We start from the raw sequence: 18062 nt of genomic DNA, 5'->3' as shown, positions 1-18062 counted from the left end.
GCATGAGCGACAAGGGGTGTTGATGGAGGGACAAGGAAATCAGATTTACCCTGCTTTTTTAGGGATTTTTCCTTCAAAAAACTGGATAAAGCACTACAGACATTCCTGTCAGAAGCACCACCGAACAAATGTGGGAGCGCAAAAAAACGGCCCGCCTCCAAAAGGAAGCGGGCCGTTTTCATGTTCGGCGAAAGGTCAGAGCATCAGCTCATCCCCCTCATTGGTTCAGGCGGAAATCCTTTTCGGCCGCGGCGAAGCGCGAAAGCATGCCGCTGGTCGGTGCGCCCATTTTGCTGACGATGTAGATCGCCAGGCTGGCGAAGATGAAACCAGGGATGATTTCGTACAGGCCCAGCAGTTCGAAGTGTTTCCAGACGATCACAGTGATCGCGCCGACCAGGATGCCGGCCAGTGCGCCGTTGCGGGTCATGTTTTTCCAGATCACGGAGATCAGGACAACTGGACCGAACGCAGCACCGAAACCTGCCCAGGCGTAGCTGACCAGACCCAGTACGCGATTATTCGGGTTAGCCGCCAGAGCGATAGCGATCAGCGCAACCAGCAGCACCATGGCACGGCCGACCCAGACCAGCTCAACCTGGGAAGCACTTTTACGCAGGAAAGTTTTGTAGAAGTCTTCGGTCAGGGCACTCGAGCACACCAGCAGTTGGCAGCTCAGCGTACTCATCACTGCCGCCAGAATGGCCGACAGCAGCACACCGGCAACCCACGGGTTGAACAGGATTTTCGCCAGTTCGATAAACACACGTTCGTGGTTTTCGCTCACTGGCATGGCCACGGCAGGGTGTGCCGAGAAGTAAGCGATGCCGAAGAATCCTACAGCGACGGTGCCGCCCAGGCACAGGATCATCCAGGTCATGGAGATGCGACGAGCGTTGGCGATCGACTTGACCGAATCCGCCGCCATGAAACGCGCCAGGATGTGCGGCTGGCCGAAGTAGCCAAGACCCCAGCCCATCAACGAAATCACGCCGATGAAGGTGGTGTTTTTCAGCATGTCGAAGTTGCTTGGGTCTTGCGCTTCAATGGCCAGGAACGTGGTGTCGATGCCGCCAGTGGCCAGCAGCACGATGATCGGCGTCAGCAACAGGGCGAAGATCATCAGCGTGGCTTGTACGGTATCGGTCCAGCTCACCGCCAGGAAACCACCGACGAAGGTGTAGGCAATCGTCGCCGCAGCACCGGCCCACAGCGCCGTCTCGTAGGACATGCCGAAGGTGCTTTCAAACAGACGGGCGCCAGCGACGATGCCGGAAGCGCAGTAGATGGTGAAGAACACCAGGATCACGACCGCGGAGATAATCCGCAGCAGGCCGCTTTTATCTTCGAAACGGCTGGAGAAGTAGTCCGGCAGGGTCAGCGCATCGCCGTTGTGCTCGGTCTGCACACGCAGACGGCCGGCGACGAACAGCCAGTTCAGGTAAGCACCGACGATCAGGCCGATGGCGATCCAGCTTTCGGAAAGACCGGACATGTAGATAGCGCCCGGCAGGCCCATCAACAACCAGCCACTCATGTCGGAAGCACCGGCAGAGAGTGCGGTCACGACGCTGCCCAGGCTACGGCCGCCCAGAATGTAGTCAGAAAGGTTGTTGGTGGAGCGATAGGCCATGAAGCCGATCAGCACCATTGCTGCGATGTAGATCACGAACGTGATCAGGGTTGGATTGCTTACGCTCATTGAGTTACGCCCTGGCATTGTTTTTATGTAGCAGCGGCTGGTGAACCGCTCGCAAACGATGACGTTTGACAGACGATTCGGGGGCCCGCGCATTTATGACTGATGTTTCCCCAGGAAAGCCATCAGCCGGTGCACCGACCGTTTCGACCGGTTGCACCTTGGCCGCGAATGCTATTCAACAAAGCAAATAAGGTGCAACCAGTTTCGTTCGAATAAGTTGCACCTAGTCGGTTTTTCTTGAGAAAGGTCTGTTTTTGCTCCCTTTTAGGGCGTTTTTCAGGTTGCACTAGAAGTAAAAGCACCAAGCAGGCACAGGACTTGTGTACCAGAATTTATTTCCTGACGAGCTGCCTATTATTCCGACAAAAAAAGGGTTGCACCCGGTTGCACCTCAACCAACGCACAGCTAATCTTGCCGTCAGCTGATGCCACGCGGTCGTGGCAAACATGAGGATAAAAATATGGCTACCACCACCCTTGGGGTCAAACTTGACGACCCGACCCGCGAACGCCTCAAGGCCGCCGCGACCTCGATTGATCGCACGCCGCACTGGCTGATCAAGCAGGCAATTTTCAATTACCTGGAAAAACTCGAGGGTGGTGCAACCCTGTCCGAGCTGAACGGTTTGAACGGCAAGGAAGTTGACGAGGTGGGCGAGGTCCACGTCGATCACGCGCACCAATGCTTCCTGGAATTCGCTGAAAGCATCCTGCCGCAATCGGTGCTGCGCGCCTCGATCACTGCCGCTTACCGTCGCCCGGAACCTGAAGTGGTGCCGATGCTGATCGAACAGGCTCGCCTGCCGGCACCGATGTGCGACGCCACCAACAAGCTCGCCGCCTCGATTGCCGAGAAACTGCGCAATCAGAAGAGCGCCGGCGGCCGTGCCGGGATTGTTCAGGGCCTGCTGCAGGAGTTTTCCCTGTCGTCCCAGGAAGGCGTGGCGCTGATGTGCCTGGCCGAAGCGCTGCTGCGCATCCCGGACAAAGGCACTCGCGATGCCTTGATCCGCGACAAGATCAGCACCGGCAACTGGCAGCCACACTTGGGCAACAGCCCGTCGCTGTTCGTCAACGCCGCCACCTGGGGCCTGTTGCTGACCGGCAAACTGGTCGCCACCCACAACGAAGCCGGCCTGACCTCGTCCCTGAGCCGCATCATCGGCAAGAGCGGCGAGCCGATGATCCGCAAGGGCGTCGACATGGCCATGCGCCTGATGGGCGAGCAGTTCGTCACCGGCGAAACCATCGCCGAAGCCCTGGCCAACGCCAGCAAGTTCGAAGCCAAAGGCTTCCGCTATTCCTACGACATGCTGGGTGAAGCCGCCCTCACCGAACATGACGCCCAGAAGTACCTGGCCTCGTACGAACAAGCCATCCATGCGATCGGCAAAGCCTCTCACGGCCGTGGGATTTACGAAGGCCCGGGCATTTCCATCAAGCTGTCCGCCTTGCACCCGCGCTACAGCCGCGCCCAGTACGAGCGCGTGATGGACGAGCTGTACCCGCGCCTGCTGTCGCTGACCCTGCTGGCCAAGCAATACGATATCGGCCTGAACATCGACGCCGAAGAAGCCGACCGCCTCGAGTTGTCGCTGGATCTGCTGGAGCGCCTGTGCTTCGAGCCGCAACTGACCGGCTGGAACGGTATCGGTTTCGTGATCCAGGCTTACCAGAAGCGCTGCCCTTACGTGATCGACTACGTGATCGACCTGGCTCGCCGCAGCCGTCATCGCCTGATGATCCGCCTGGTGAAAGGCGCGTACTGGGACAGCGAAATCAAACGCGCCCAGGTCGAGGGCCTGGAAGGCTATCCGGTGTACACCCGCAAGGTGTACACCGACGTCTCCTACATCGCCTGCGCACGCAAGCTGCTGTCGGTGCCGGAAGTCATCTACCCGCAATTCGCCACGCACAACGCCCACACCCTGTCGGCTATCTATCACATTGCCGGTCAGAACTATTACCCCGGTCAGTACGAGTTCCAGTGCCTGCACGGTATGGGTGAACCGCTGTACGAACAGGTTGTAGGCAAAGTCTCCGACGGCAAGCTGAACCGTCCGTGCCGCGTGTACGCACCGGTCGGTACTCACGAAACGCTGTTGGCGTACCTCGTACGTCGTCTGCTGGAAAACGGCGCGAACACCTCATTCGTTAACCGCATTGCCGACCAGTCGATCTCGATTCAGGAACTGGTGGCCGATCCAGTGGCCAGCATCGAGCAGATGGCCACGCTGGAAGGCGGCTTCGGCCTGCCGCACCCGCGCATCCCGCTGCCACGTGACCTGTACGGTGCCGAGCGCGCCAACTCCAGCGGCATCGACATGGCCAACGAACATCGCCTGGCTTCGCTGTCCTGCGCTCTGCTCGCCACTGCCCATAACAACTGGAAAGCCGCGCCGATGCTCGGTTGCACCTCCAGCACTGAAACCCCTGCGCCGGTTTTGAACCCGTCGGATCTGCGGGACGTGGTGGGCCATGTGCAGGAAGCCACCGTCGAAGACGTCGACAACGCGATCCAGTGCGCCTTGAATGCTGCGCCGATCTGGCAGGCCACGCCGCCAGCCGAACGCGCCGCAATCCTGGAACGTGCCGCCGATTTGATGGAAGGCGAGATCCAGCCGCTGATGGGCCTGCTGGCTCGCGAAGCCGGCAAGACCTTCGCCAACGCCATCGCCGAAGTGCGTGAAGCCGTGGACTTCCTGCGTTATTACGCAGTTCAGGCACGCAACGATTTCACCAACGACGCCCACCGCCCGTTGGGCCCAGTGGTGTGCATCAGCCCGTGGAACTTCCCGCTGGCAATCTTCAGTGGCCAAGTCGCTGCTGCTTTGGCCGCCGGTAACCCGGTACTGGCCAAGCCTGCCGAGCAAACCCCGCTGGTCGCCGCTCAAGCCGTGCGCCTGCTGCTCGAAGCCGGGATTCCGGAAGGCGTGCTGCAACTGCTGCCGGGCCGTGGCGAAACCGTCGGTGCCCGCCTGGTCGGCGACGATCGGGTCAAAGGCGTGATGTTCACCGGTTCCACCGAAGTCGCGCGCCTGCTGCAACGCAACGTCGCCGGTCGTCTGGATGCCCAGGGCCGTCCGATCCCGCTGATCGCCGAAACCGGTGGCCAGAACGCGATGATCGTCGACTCCTCGGCACTGACCGAACAAGTCGTGATCGACGTGGTGTCGTCGGCGTTCGACAGCGCCGGTCAACGCTGCTCGGCGCTGCGGGTGCTGTGCTTGCAGGAAGATTCCGCTGATCGTGTCATCGAAATGCTCAAGGGCGCCATGGCGGAATGCCGACTCGGCAACCCGGAGCGCCTGTCCGTGGACATTGGCCCGGTGATCGACGCCGAAGCCAAGGCCGGCATCGAGAAGCACATCCAGGCCATGCGCGACAAAGGTCGCAACGTGTACCAGGTGGCGATCGCCAACAGCGAAGAAGTCAAACGCGGCACCTTCGTCATGCCGACCCTGATCGAGCTGGAAAGCTTCGACGAGCTGCAACGGGAGATCTTTGGCCCGGTGCTGCACGTGGTGCGCTACAAGCGCAAAGACATCGACCAACTGATCGGCCAGATCAACGCATCCGGCTACGGCCTGACCCTCGGCGTGCACACTCGCATCGACGAAACCATCGCCAAGGTGATCGACAACGTCAACGCCGGTAACGTCTACGTCAACCGCAACATTGTCGGTGCCGTGGTCGGCGTGCAACCGTTCGGCGGCGAAGGCCTGTCGGGGACCGGTCCGAAAGCCGGTGGTCCGCTGTACCTGTACCGTCTGCTGTCGACGCGTCCTACCGATGCGATCGAACAATCCTTCGCCCGCGGCGACGCTATCGCAGCGCCGGACGTGCGTCTGCGTGACGCCATGAGCAAACCGCTGACCGCGCTGCAAGCCTGGGCCGACAGCAACAAGCTCACGGACCTGAGCGCCCTGTGCGTGCTGTTCGCGGCGCAATCGCAAAGCGGGATCACCCGCGTGCTGGCCGGCCCGACCGGCGAGCGCAACAGCTACGCCATCCTCCCGCGCGAACACGTGCTGTGCCTGGCGGACGTCGAAGGCGATCTGCTGACTCAACTGGCGGCGGTATTGGCCGTCGGCGGCTCGGCGGTGTGGCCGGACGCGGAACCGGGCAAGGCCTTGTTCGCACGCCTGCCGAAAGAAGTGCAGGCACGTATCAAGCGGGTGGCCGACTGGACCAAGGACGAAGTGGTGGTTGATGCAGTTCTGCATCATGGCCATTCCGATCAGCTGCGCGCGGTATGCCAGCAAGTGGCCAAGCGGGCGGGTGCGATTGTCGGGGTTCATGGTTTGTCGCAGGGTGAAACCAACATTGCGCTGGAGCGTCTGGTGATCGAACGGGCGTTGAGCGTAAACACCGCCGCGGCGGGTGGTAATGCCAGCTTGATGACTATCGGTTAAACCGTAATAAAGCCGGGCGCCTGCAATGGGCGTCCGGTTTTTCAAGCAAGATCTTTTGCTTCTCCATCACCAAGATCAATCATCCTGTTCAGCCTCTATTCCTACGCCTAGACTCGGACCATCCCAAATAAAGGTAGGCCGCCATGTCCGAGACGTTGCTCAGTTCCCGCAATCTGGCTTTCGAGCTGTATGAAGTCCTTGATGCCGAGGGCCTGACCCAACGTGAGCGTTTCGCCGAGCACAATCGCGAGACCTTCGATGCCGCCATCGGCACTGCCCGCAACATCGCCGAAAAGTTCTTCGCCCCGCACAACCGCAAGGGCGATGAGAACGAGCCGCGCTATGAGGACGGTCAGGCGATTCTGATTCCGGAAGTGAAACCGGCGGTGGATGCCTTCCTCGAAGCCGGTTTCCTCAACGCCGCGCGCAGTTTCGATGCCGGCGGCATGCAACTTCCTACGCTGCTGTCCCAGGCTTGCTTCGCGCACTTTCAATCGGCCAACGCGGCGTCGACCTCCTACCCGTTCCTGACCATGGGCGCAGCCAACCTGATCGAGAGCTTCGGCACCGATGAGCAGAAGCAACGCTTTCTGCAACCGATGATCGACGGTCGCTTCTTCGGCACCATGGCGCTGACCGAGCCGCACGCCGGCTCGTCACTGTCGGATATTCGTACCCGCGCCGAGCCAGCGTCCGACGACACCTATCGACTCAAGGGCAACAAGATCTTCATCTCCGGCGGCGATCACCCGCTGTCGGAAAACATCGTGCACATGGTGTTGGCCAAGTTGCCGGACGCACCGGCCGGGGTGAAAGGTATTTCGCTGTTTATCGTGCCCAAGTTTTTGGTCAACGATGACGGCAGCCTCGGCAAGCGCAACGATGTGCTGCTCGCCGGACTGTTCCACAAGATGGGCTGGCGTGGCACCACCTCCACTGCGCTGAACTTCGGCGATAACGGTGAGTGCGTAGGCTATCTGGTGGGCAAGCCACACCATGGCTTGAGCTACATGTTCCAGATGATGAACGAGGCGCGGATCGGCGTCGGCATGGGCGCAGTGATGCTGGGTTACGCTGGGTATCTGTATTCCCTGGAATACGCCCGCGAGCGTCCGCAAGGTCGGGTGCCGGACAGCAAGGACCCGACTACGGCACCGGTGGCAATCATTCAGCACGCCGACGTCAAACGCATGCTGCTGACCCAGAAAGCCTACGTCGAAGGCGCGTTCGACCTCGGTTTGTACGCGGCGCGGCTGTTCGACGATACCACGACGCTTGAGAGCGAAGCCGAGCGCAAACAGGCCCATGAGCTATTGGATTTGCTGACGCCGATCGTCAAATCCTGGCCGTCAGAGTTTTGCCTGAAGGCCAACGAACTGGCGATCCAGATTCTCGGCGGTCACGGCTACACCCGTGAATACCCGGTGGAGCAGTATTACCGCGACAACCGCCTGAACCCGATTCATGAAGGCACCCACGGCATTCAGTCGCTGGACTTGCTGGGGCGCAAACTGGCGCAGAACGGCGGCGCGGGACTCAAGCAATTGATCCGCCTGATTGCCGACACCGCCGAGCGGGCGCAGACGTACGAAACATTAAGTGCATTGCGTGAACCACTGGAGAAACTGGTGGCGCGCCTGCAAACCGTGACCATCGGCCTGCTGACCGATCTGGCCCAGGGCAAGGTCAACAGCAGCCTGGCGAACTCGGCGCTGTACCTGAAAGTGTTCGGTCATACGGTGATCGGCTGGCGCTGGCTGGAACAGGCGATTCGTGCCGAGGAAGGGTTGACCAACGGTAACGCGGCAGATGTGAGCTTCTATAAAGGCAAGCTACAGGCGGCGCGGTATTTCCTGACGTGGGAAGTGCCGGGTTGTCACCATGAACTGGCGATTCTTGAGGCGCGGGATGATGTGTGCCTGAACATGCAGGATGAGTGGTTCTGATCGGACATGGATTTGTGTAACGGCCACAAAAAAGATCGCAGCCTGCGGCAGCTCCTACAGGATCGGTGTTTATCCGCGATATTTCGGCGAACATCGATCTCTGTAGGAGCTGCCGCAGGCTGCGATCTTTTGATCTTGATCTTTTAGCTCAACCGAAACCCACCCATCTGCCGCGCCAAATCATCGGCCAAACGCTGCAACGTCTGACAGTCTTCACGACAAGCCCTGACCTCCCCCGCCGTGGCCCGTGCCAAATCGGAAATCCCCTGCACGTTGCGGTTGATCTCTTCCGTCACCGCCGATTGCTCTTCAGTCGCTGTCGCCACCTGATGGTTCATGTCGCTGATGCGCTCGACCTGCCCGGTAATCGCCGTCAACGACGCCCCGGTGCGTTGGCTCGACTCAACGCCTGTGCCGGTCGCCGCTTGCCCGGAGTGCATTGAAGACACCGCGTTTTCCGCGCCCTGCTTGAGGCTGCCGATCATTTGCTGAATTTCGTCGGTGGACGACTGAGTCCGTCGCGCCAGGGTCCGCACTTCATCGGCCACCACCGCAAAGCCGCGGCCCATGTCCCCGGCCCGCGCCGCTTCTATGGCGGCGTTGAGCGCCAGCAGATTGGTCTGCTCGGAAATCCCGCGAATCACCGCCAGCACTTGATCGATGGACGCCACCTGATGGGCCAACTCGCCCACTGCTCCGGCGGCGACACCAATTTCGTCGGACATGCTTTCTATATGCCTGATCGACCCGCCCACCACTTCCCGCGCCTGCAGCGCTTCATCCCGCGCGGCTTGTGAAGCGACCGCCGCATTGCCGGCGTTCTGTGCGATTTCCTGCACGGTCAGGCCCATCTCGTGAACGGCGGTGGCGACCATGTCGGTCATTTCCTGCTGACGTCCGGAACGCTCAGCGGTGTTGTCCACCACCCGCGCCACCTGACCGACCGCCGTGCGCAAATGTTCACTGGTGGTCAGCACTTCGCCGATCATCTCGCGCTGACTTTCCAGGAACCGATTGAAACCGCGAGCGAGATCACCCAGCTCATCGGCGCGACTGGAATCTAACCGGTGGGTCAAATCTCCACCACCGCTACCGATGGCTACCAGCGCCGCTGTTACCTGACGAATCGGTCGCACCAATCCACGGGCCAGCAATACCACCAGCAATAGGCACACCAGCGCCACCGCCAAGCCGATGCCGCTGCTCATCCACATCGCCCGACGAGCTTCGGCGTAGATCTGCGACTGCGGCACTTCGGCCACCAGGGTCCAGCCCAGATCACGCAGCGGCAGGCTCAAGGCCAGAAAATCTTCGCCATCGCGGGCAAAACTGCTGCTACCAGACGCGGTGGAGGTCATCACCGCTTGCGCCGCCGAAGCGCCGATCTGTTCGACCAGCGTACGTTTGCCGCTGAACTGCGCCTCGGGATGAATCTGGATCAAACCGTCGGAGCGCACGAGATAGACCTTGCCGCGCTCACCAAAGTTGAAGTTGTGGATCAGCTCCGACAGCTCTTTCATGCTCAGGCCCAGCCCGGCAACGCCCACGACTTTGCCGGCCTGTTCGACCTTGAGGTCGATGAACAGCGCCAACTCGCCGGTGGCGGTGTCATTGTCGATATTGAGGGTGCGCGGCTGATTGCCGTCGAGGAACGAATAGAACCAGGCGTCATTGGGATTGGAGCGGCTGAGCGTGCGGTCCAGGCCCTTTTCGGTGAAGTAATGGTTTGAAGCGGCACCGATGATCAGCGCGGTAAAGGCCTTGTGCTCGGCACGGATGCCTTCCAGATAACTGACGAAACCGGCGGTCTGGGTGCCGTTTTCACCCCCGGCCAGCCAGTCACGCACCATGCTGTTACTGGCGATGTCCTTGGCGGCGGTGAGGGGTTGGACGAGGATGCGCTCGATGTCGTTGCGCATCGCTTCGATGCTCGACGGCAGCGCCTGCTCGACCAGATAGCGCTGGGCGAGGCGGTTGACCACGAGGGTATAAATGCCAACCACGATCAGAATACTGACCAGCAGGGCGGTGCCCATGCTCAGGATCAACTGCCATTGAATACTGCGTCGCCAGAACTGCATGGAGCACCCCCAAAGAATAAAGGGCTGAAACACTGCAACAGCCATGCCGATTGTATACAACTAGATCGACAATTTATTCTTTGGTTGTGCGCAAAGCCGCTCAGGCCTGGTTGATCGTCTTGGCGATCACTTCAACCGTGGCGCTGACTTGCTCTTGGTAACGGTCGAGTTCCTGCTGGTGACGCTTTTGCATTTCGATCTGCTGCGAGCACAGATTCATCGCCGCCAGCACCAGCAAGCGGTCACCGATCAGCGCCGGGTATTTCTTTTTGGTCTCGGCCAGAGCGGCCTTCAACATTAAGGCGGCGTCCAGCAGGGTCTGCTCTTCCCCGGCCGGTGCCTTGATTGAATAGTCTTCACCCAGAATCGAGACGACTTTTACCCCTGCGGCGCCGTAACTCATGCGCTGACAGGGCCGGCGCTGACGCGCTCAACCAAGGCCTGAATGCGTGCAACAGTGGCGCCTTGTTTCTCTTCCTGTTCCATCAGGCTCAGTTGCAGGCTTTCGTTTTCATCCTTGACCTGGGCCAGCTCCGCACTCAGGGATTGGTTGGTGCCGAGCAGGGTCTGGTTCTGTTGCACCAGGTCGCTGACCAGTTGTTCCAATTGGCTTAGGGATGCTTCTAACATTTTGATTTTCCGGGCATTTTCAAAGGGCGCGTACGATAAAGAAAAGTCACTGTGGAAGCCAGGGTTATGCAGGCGCAAGGCCTTGATTTTCCTGGCGGTCGACCTTCCTCGCGAACTTTAAAGACTGTGATTGCCGGTTCTGGTTCCTGCACTTCGTCGTCGCGGCCCTTCTGCGACAAATACGCGCAGCGACTCAAGACTTTAGTCGTATGACCGATAAGTCATCCATACAACAGTCTCAGCCTCGCACGGAGGCGCTTTTTTCGGTGAACACCATGTCCCTAAGAAATATGAATATCGCACCGCGGGCGTTCCTCGGTTTCACCCTGATTGGCGCCATGATGCTGATCCTGGGTGTGTTCGCCCTGAACCAGATGAGCAAGATTCGCGGCGCCGCCGAGGAGATCACCTCAAACAGCGTACCGAGCATTAAAAGCCTCGACGAATTCACCCAGCTGACCCTGCGCCTGCGTGTGCTGGCCTATCGTCTGCTCGTGAATCGTGAGCCGGACGTCCAGCAGAAAACCATCGAGCTGCTGGAAACCCGAAACCAGCAGATCCGAGCGGCTCAGGCCGGCTACGAAAAACTGATCGCCAGCCCGCAGGAGCGTGCAGCCTATGATCAGTATGTGCAGTTGCTGGGGCAGTACCGCCAGATCGAAGACCGGATGAAAAGTCTGTCGCGCAACAATCAGGTCGACGAACAGCGCACGCTGGTCAACACCGATTTGCTGAACAACTCTGAAGCCATGAACACCGTGCTCAATCGCTTGCTGGAGATCAACACCCAGCAGACCATCGACACCAACCAGCAAGCCGCCGACCAGTACTCCTCGGCGTTCAACCTGGTGGTGACCCTGCTGGTCATCGCCACCGGCCTGACCCTGCTGTTCGCCTGGCTGCTGACCAACAGCATCACCAAACCGATCGCCAACGCCCTGAGCGCCGCCGAAGAAATCGCCGAAGGCAATCTGACGCGCCCGATCACGGTCGATGGCGAAGATGAAGCCGGTCGTCTATTGGCCGCCATGGCGAAGATGCAGGACAAACTGCGCGACACCCTGCAACGGATTTCCGGTTCGGCCACGCAACTGGCGTCCGCAGCGGAAGAACTGAATAGTGTCACCGACGAAAGCGCCCGCGGCCTGACCCAGCAAAACAACGAAATCGAACAGGCCGCCACCGCCGTCAACGAAATGACCAGCGCCGTGGAAGAAGTCGCGCGCAATGCCGTGAGCACCTCCGAAGCCTCGAAAAACGCCACCACTTCGGCAGGCGACGGTCGTGACCTGGTGCAGGAAACCGTCAGCGCCATCGAACGCATGAGCGCCGACGTGCAGAGCACCGCCACCCTGATCGGCGATCTGGCCAACGAGTCGCGAGACATCGGCAAAGTGCTGGACGTGATTCGCGGCCTGGCTGACCAGACCAACCTGTTGGCGTTGAACGCTGCCATCGAAGCGGCCCGTGCCGGTGAAGCCGGTCGTGGTTTTGCGGTGGTTGCCGATGAAGTGCGGGCCCTGGCCCATCGCACCCAGCAGTCGACCAGTGAAATCGAACGCATGATCGGCAGCATTCAGAGCGGTACCGAACACGCCGTGGATTCGATGCGTAACAGCACCGAGCGCGCCGAGTCGACCTTGAACATCGCGCGCGGTGCCGGCCTGTCGCTGGACACCATCAACAGCGCCATCGTCGAAATCAACGAGCGCAACCTGGTGATCGCCAGCGCGGCCGAAGAACAGGCGCAAGTGGCCCGTGAAGTGGACCGCAATCTGGTGAACATTCGTGACCTGTCGGTGCAATCGGCCACCGGCGCCAACCAGACGAGTGCGGCCAGCAACGAACTGTCGCGCCTGGCGCTGGACCTGAACAACATGGTTGGGCGGTTTAGCCTGTAACGGCTCCCCCCTGTGGCGAGGGGGCTTGCCCCCGTTCGGCTGCGAAGCAGTCGCAAATTGACCCACGCGTTGAACTTGGCGCACCGCAGCGCCGGCTTTGGGGTCGCTGCGCGACCCAACGGGGGCAAGCCCCCTCGCCACAGGGGATGATCGCCGTCAAAAGCTTTTTGACAGCATCACATTTCAACAGGTTAGAATCGCTGGCACGCGGACTGCATGGTCAGTTTGCGCCCGCCTTTATGCTTCCGGAGTACTGCCTTTGAATGCGACGACCATCAACAGCCTGTTCTTGATCGGCGCGTTGCTGGTAGGTGCGAGCATTCTGGTGAGCTCACTTTCATCGCGCCTCGGGATCCCGATTCTGGTGATCATCCTCGCGGTGGGCATGTCGGCCGGTGTCGACGGTGCCGGCATCATTTTCGATAACTACCCCACGGCCTATCTGGTCGGCAACCTCGCCCTGGCAGTGATCCTGCTCGACGGCGGCTTGCGCACCCGGGTGGCGAGTTTTCGCGTGGCATTGTGGCCGGCGCTGTCGCTGGCCACGGTCGGGGTGTTGATCACCACCGGGCTGACCGGCATGGCGGCGGCGTGGTTGTTCGACCTGAACCTGATTCAGGGCCTCCTGATCGGCGCCATCGTCGGTTCCACCGATGCCGCGGCCGTGTTCTCGCTGCTGGGCGGCAAAGGCCTGAACGAACGGGTGACCGCGAGCCTGGAGATCGAATCCGGCAGCAACGACCCGATGGCGGTGTTCCTCACCGTCACCCTGATCGACATGCTCGCCAGCGGCCAGACCGGCCTGCACTGGAGCCTGCTCGGGCACTTGCTGCGTGAGTTCGGTATCGGCGCCGTCATCGGCCTCGGCGGTGGCTGGCTGATGCTGCAACTGGTCAACCGCATCCACTTGGCCACCGGCCTTTATCCAATTCTGGTGATTGCCGGCGGCCTGGTGGTGTTCGCCCTGACCAACGCCCTGCACGGCAGCGGCTTTTTGGCGGTGTACCTGTGCGGCCTGGTGATCGGCAATCGCCCGGTGCGCAGCCGCCACGGTATTCTGCATATGCTCGACGGCATGGCCTGGCTGGCCCAGATCGGCATGTTCCTGGTGCTGGGGCTGCTGGTCACGCCCCATGACCTGCTGCCGATCGCTTTGCCGGCGCTGGGCCTGGCGCTGTGGATGATTCTGTTTGCCCGTCCGCTGTCGGTGCTGGCTGGCCTGCTGCCTTTCAAGGCGTTCCATGGACGCGAGAAGGCATTCATTTCCTGGGTTGGCCTGCGCGGCGCCGTACCGATCATTCTGGCGGTGTTCCCGCTGATGGCGGGGTTGCCCAACGCGCAGCTGTATTTCAATCTGGCGTTCTTTATCGTGCTGGTGTCGCTGTTGGTGCAGGGCACCAGCTTGCCGTGGGTCGCCAAGCTTTTGAAAGTGACCGTCCCGCCGGAGCCCCTGCCAATCTCCCGATCGGCGCTGGAAGTGCATGTCACCAGCGAGTGGGAGCTGTTCGTTTATCGCCTCGGTGCCGAGAAATGGTGCATCGGCTCACCCCTTCGCGAGCTGAAAATGCCCGAAGGCACCCGTATCGCAGCCCTGTTTCGTGGCCAGCAGCTGCTCCATCCGTCGGGTAGTACGGTGCTCGAAGTCGATGATTTACTCTGCGTGATCGGCCATGAACACAACCTTCCGGCCCTCGGAAAACTCTTCAGCCAGGCACCGCAACGGGGGCTGGATTTGCGTTTCTTCGGCGACTTCGTACTCGAAGGAGACGCCCAGCTGGGCGCGGTTGCTGCCCTGTACGGATTGAAAGTCGAGGGCATCGATCCGAACATGTCCCTGGGCCACTTCATTGCCCAGAAAGTGGGCGGTGCTCCAGTCGTCGGTGACCAGGTGGAGTGGAACAACACCCTCTGGACCGTCGCGGTCATGGAAGGGAACAAGATTGGTAAAGTGGGCGTCAGATTCCCCGAAGGAAGTCGCCCCGGCCCCGGCCTGTTCCTCTAAACTCCACACTTCGTCTCGTTTTCGATCGGTCTCTATGTCAACTCTGCGCACCTTTTTCATCATGGCCCTGCTGGGCTTGAGTCTTTCCATCAACACGCTGCAAGCCGCCGAGCCGCCATCCAGCGAAGCCGTGCAGGCGAGCCTGGACAAGATCGCCGACCGCAAACTGCCGGAGGCCGATCAGAAAGCCCTGCAAGCGGTCCTGCAGAGCACGCTCACCCAGCTCAACAACCGGCGTGATTACGACCAGAAGCTGATCGATCTCAAGCAGCAATTGACCAACGCTCCAAGGCAGAACATCGAGAACCAGCGCGAGCTGACCCGCCTCAAGGCCACCAGAGTGGTGCCGGTGGGGCAACGCTATACCAAAGAGACGATTCAGCAGCTCGAACAACTGCTGACCGAACGCTCCACTCAGCAAAGCGATTTGCAGAAAGCCCTGGCCGAAGCGAACAGCCTGATCATTACCGCCCAGACCCGCCCCGAGCGTGCCCAGGCCGAGATCTCCGCCAGCCAGACGCGCATCCAGCAGATCAACAACATCCTCAAGCTCGGCAAGGACAGCGGCAAGACCCTGACCGCCGAGCAACGCGATCAGCTCAACGCCGAACTCACGGCACTGAACGCCTTGATTCCGTTGCGTCGCCAGGAACTGGCCGGCAACAGCCTGTTGCAGGACCTGGGCAACAGCCAGCACGACTTGCTGTCGGAAAAATCCGATCGCCTGGATCAGGAGATCCAGGACCTGCAAACCCTGATCAACCAGAAACGCCTGGCCCAGTCGCAAGAGACCGTGACCCAGCAGTCCATCGAGGCGCAGAAGGCCGGTGGCAGTAGCCTGCTGGCCACCGAAAGCGCGGCCAACCTGAAGCTCTCCGACTACCTGCTCAAAAGCACCGACCGCCTCAACGAAGTCACTCAACAGAACCTGCAGACCAAGCAGCAACTGGACAGCGTGACCCAGAGCGACTCGGCGCTGGACGAACAGATCAACGTGCTCAAGGGCAGCCTGCTGCTCTCCAAGATTCTCTACAAACAGAAACAGGCCCTGCCGCGTCTAAGGCTCGACCGCGATCTGGCCGACCAGATTGCCGACATTCGCCTGTATCAGTTCGAAGTCAGCCAGCAACGGGAACTGCTCAGCAACCCGATCACCTACGTCGATAACCTGCTGGCGACTCAACCACCCGAGCAAGTCACCCCGCAACTGCGCAAGAGTTTGCTGGACCTGGCCAACACCCGTGCGGACCTGTTGGAGCGCTTGAATCGCGAACTGAGCGCGGTGCTCAACGAATCCATCACGCTGCAACTCAACCAGAAACAACTGCTCAGCACCGCGCAAAGTCTGCGGGCTACGCTGGACGAGCAGATGTTCTGGATTCCCAGCAACAAGCCGCTGGATCTTGAGTGGATGCACGGCGTGCCGGAACGCCTGCAACGCCAGGTCACGACCCTGCCGTGGGCTTCGAGCCTGAGCGAATTGGCCGATGGCCTGACGCAGCGGCCGCTGCTGTTCCTGCCGCTGGCCCTGCTGATCGGCGCGCTGCTGTGGCGCCGCAAAAATCTCTATGCCCGCCTGAGCAAAGTTCACCAGGACATCGGCCACTTCAAGCGCGACAGCCAGTGGCACACCCCGCAAGCGATTCTGATCAATATCCTGCTGGCGATGCCGGTTTCCCTGGGTCTGGCCTTGTGCGGCCTGGCCTTGCAGATCGACGCCCGCGGGCAGAACGCCAATATGGGCGCGGCACTGCTGCAGATGGCCCAGGCCTGGCTGGTGTTCTACACCGCCTACCGCATCCTCGCGCCGGGTGGCGTGGCCGAACTGCATTTCCGCTGGGAAAAGCCCCAGGTCGAATTCCTTCAAGGCTGGATTCGCCGGCTCGGGCTGGTGGTGATGGCCCTGGTGACGGTGGTGGCGGTCGCCGAACTGCAACCAGCGGTGCTGGCCGATGACGTGCTTGGCATGCCGGTGGTGCTGACTTGCTACGCCTTGATGGCCTGGCTGCTCAGCCGCCTGCTGGTCAGCAGCCCAACCCATGAAAACGCCTCGCTGTTCCGCAAGGCCGTGGGAATCATGTTCACTGTCCTGCCGATCGCGTTGTTCGTCGCCGTGTGCTTCGGCTACTACTACACCGCGCTGAAACTCAGCGACCGGTTGATCAACACCCTGTACCTGCTGATGTTCTGGCTGGTGATCGAAGCAACCTTCGTGCGCGGCCTCAGCGTTGCGGCACGCCGCCTGGCCTATCAGCGCGCCCTGGCCAAACGCCAGGCCGCGAAAGAGGCTGGCGACGGCGAAGCGGTGATCGAAGAGCCGACCCTGGACATCGAGAAGGTTAACGAGCAGTCCCTGCGACTGATCCGCCTGGCCCTGCTCGGCGGTTTCATCGCGGCGCTGTATTGGGTCTGGTCGGACCTGATCTCGGTGTTCTCGTACCTGGACAACATCACCCTCTACGAATACACCAGCGGCACCGGCGCCAACATGAGCATGGTGCCGATCAGCATCGGCGACATGCTCGGCGCGCTGATCATCATCGGCATCACCTTCGCGCTGGCGCGCAACTTGCCGGGTCTGCTGGAAGTGTTTGTGCTGTCGAAGCTGAATTTGGCCCAGGGCAGCTCCTACGCCACGACCACGTTGCTGTCCTATGTGATTGCCGGCGTCGGTTTTGTTTCGACCCTGTCCACGCTCGGCGTGAGCTGGGACAAGTTGCAATGGCTGGTGGCGGCGCTGTCGGTGGGTCTCGGTTTCGGGATGCAGGAAATCTTCGCCAACTTCATCTCCGGCATCATGATCTTGTTCGAACGCCCGGTGCGGATCGGCGACACCATCACCATCGGCAACCTGTCGGGCACGGTGAGCAAGATCCGCATCCGTGCCACGACCATCACCGACTTTGACCGCAAGGACATCATCGTCCCGAACAAGACGTTCATCACCGGGCAACTGATCAACTGGTCGCTGACCGACACCATCACCCGGGTGACCCTCAAGCTCGGCGTCGACTACGGCTCGGACCTGGACCTGGTCAAAGAGCTGCTGCTCAAGGCGGCCCGCAATAACCCGCGCGTGCTGAAGGACCCGGAACCCCAGGTGTACTTCCTGAACTTCGGCGAAAGCACCCTCGACCACGAGTTGCGCATGCATGTGCGTGACCTCGGCGACCGTAACCCGGTGCTCGATGAGGTCAACCGTTTCATCAATCGCGAGTTCAAGAAGCAGCACATCAACATCTCGTTCCGGCAGATGGAGGTCTATCTCAAGAACCTTCAGGGCCAGGAATACAAGATGGTGCCGATCGAACCGGAAACCAAAACCATTGTTCCGGCACCCACCAGCAAACCGCGGCAAGAGCCACCGCCTGTCGAACTCGACTAA

9 protein-coding genes and 2 pseudogenes are annotated in these 18062 nt (G+C 60.6%); 6 read left to right on the top strand and 5 right to left on the bottom strand.

The features are described 5' to 3' along the window. Nucleotides 1-217: 217 nt before the first annotated feature. Complete coding sequence (gene putP / locus LOY36_RS02160; RefSeq protein ID WP_258672127.1) at nt 218-1702, bottom strand: sodium/proline symporter PutP; 1485 nt, start codon at nt 1700-1702, stop codon at nt 218-220. 461 nt (nt 1703-2163) lie between these two features. Here putP and putA point away from each other — a divergent pair, with 461 nt between their 5' ends. After that, nucleotides 2164-6117, top strand: coding sequence for a trifunctional transcriptional regulator/proline dehydrogenase/L-glutamate gamma-semialdehyde dehydrogenase (putA, locus tag LOY36_RS02155; RefSeq protein ID WP_258672126.1), 3954 nt, complete (start codon nt 2164-2166; stop codon nt 6115-6117). A gap of 143 nt (nt 6118-6260) precedes the next feature. After that, the gene (locus LOY36_RS02150) at nt 6261-8063 is read left to right on the top strand and encodes an acyl-CoA dehydrogenase (RefSeq protein ID WP_258672125.1); all 1803 of its coding nucleotides are present in this window, start codon (nt 6261-6263) and stop codon (nt 8061-8063) included. Nucleotides 8064-8206: 143 nt separating this feature from the next. Here the strand turns inward: LOY36_RS02150 and LOY36_RS29045 are convergent, their stop codons facing one another. The 4 genes and pseudogenes from LOY36_RS29045 to LOY36_RS02135 all read right to left on the bottom strand — a co-directional run bounded on the left by LOY36_RS29045 (nt 8207) and on the right by LOY36_RS02135 (nt 10774). Next, nucleotides 8207-8938, bottom strand: a complete 732-nt coding sequence (locus LOY36_RS29045; RefSeq protein WP_408981115.1) for a methyl-accepting chemotaxis protein — start codon at nt 8936-8938, stop codon at nt 8207-8209. 132 nt (nt 8939-9070) lie between these two features. Then, nucleotides 9071-10099: pseudogene (locus tag LOY36_RS29040) on the bottom strand (cache domain-containing protein); the annotation flags it as partial. Between the two features lie 145 nt (nt 10100-10244). Next, nucleotides 10245-10547: a cell division protein ZapA gene (locus tag LOY36_RS02140; protein WP_007936757.1), complete on the bottom strand. Its 303-nt coding sequence runs from the start codon at nt 10545-10547 to the stop codon at nt 10245-10247. Next, entirely contained in the window at nt 10544-10774 is a 231-nt protein-coding gene (locus LOY36_RS02135; protein ID WP_007936756.1) for a hypothetical protein, read from the bottom strand. Before LOY36_RS02135 ends, LOY36_RS02140 begins: the two co-directional genes overlap by 4 nt. Nucleotides 10775-10983: 209 nt before the next feature. On the opposite strand from LOY36_RS02135, the pseudogene LOY36_RS29035 reads away from it, so the two are divergent. The 4 genes and pseudogenes from LOY36_RS29035 to mscK form a co-directional block, all read left to right on the top strand. After that, nucleotides 10984-11820: pseudogene (locus tag LOY36_RS29035) on the top strand (MCP four helix bundle domain-containing protein); the annotation flags it as partial. Further along, entirely contained in the window at nt 11803-12675 is an 873-nt protein-coding gene (locus LOY36_RS29030; RefSeq protein WP_371916747.1) for a methyl-accepting chemotaxis protein, read from the top strand. The pseudogene LOY36_RS29035 and the gene LOY36_RS29030, both read left to right, overlap by 18 nt. 259 nt (nt 12676-12934) lie before the next feature. Further along, entirely contained in the window at nt 12935-14677 is a 1743-nt protein-coding gene (locus tag LOY36_RS02125) for a potassium/proton antiporter (protein ID WP_019650758.1), read from the top strand. 34 nt (nt 14678-14711) lie between these two features. Beyond that, the gene (gene mscK / locus LOY36_RS02120; protein ID WP_258672123.1) at nt 14712-18062 is read left to right on the top strand and encodes a mechanosensitive channel MscK; all 3351 of its coding nucleotides are present in this window, start codon (nt 14712-14714) and stop codon (nt 18060-18062) included.

It is taken from the genome of Pseudomonas sp. B21-019 (genome assembly GCF_024749225.1).
Lineage (GTDB): Bacteria > Pseudomonadota > Gammaproteobacteria > Pseudomonadales > Pseudomonadaceae > Aquipseudomonas.
The sequence above is the reverse complement of the archived record's forward strand: the minus strand, read 5'-3'. Positions and strand labels throughout refer to the sequence as shown.

Excerpts from the sequence above, each read along its gene's own strand:
- putP (WP_258672127.1), bottom strand. The coding sequence starts at position 1,702 with ATGAGCGTAAGCAATCCAACCCTGATCACGTTCGTGATCTACATCGCA.
- putA (WP_258672126.1), top strand. The coding sequence starts at position 2,164 with ATGGCTACCACCACCCTTGGGGTCAAACTTGACGACCCGACCCGCGAA.
- LOY36_RS02150 (WP_258672125.1), top strand. The coding sequence starts at position 6,261 with ATGTCCGAGACGTTGCTCAGTTCCCGCAATCTGGCTTTCGAGCTGTAT.
- LOY36_RS29045 (WP_408981115.1), bottom strand. The coding sequence starts at position 8,938 with ATGGTCGCCACCGCCGTTCACGAGATGGGCCTGACCGTGCAGGAAATC.
- LOY36_RS02140 (WP_007936757.1), bottom strand. The coding sequence starts at position 10,547 with ATGAGTTACGGCGCCGCAGGGGTAAAAGTCGTCTCGATTCTGGGTGAA.
- LOY36_RS02135 (WP_007936756.1), bottom strand. The coding sequence starts at position 10,774 with ATGTTAGAAGCATCCCTAAGCCAATTGGAACAACTGGTCAGCGACCTG.
- LOY36_RS29030 (WP_371916747.1), top strand. The coding sequence starts at position 11,803 with ATGGCGAAGATGCAGGACAAACTGCGCGACACCCTGCAACGGATTTCC.
- mscK (WP_258672123.1), top strand. The coding sequence starts at position 14,712 with ATGTCAACTCTGCGCACCTTTTTCATCATGGCCCTGCTGGGCTTGAGT.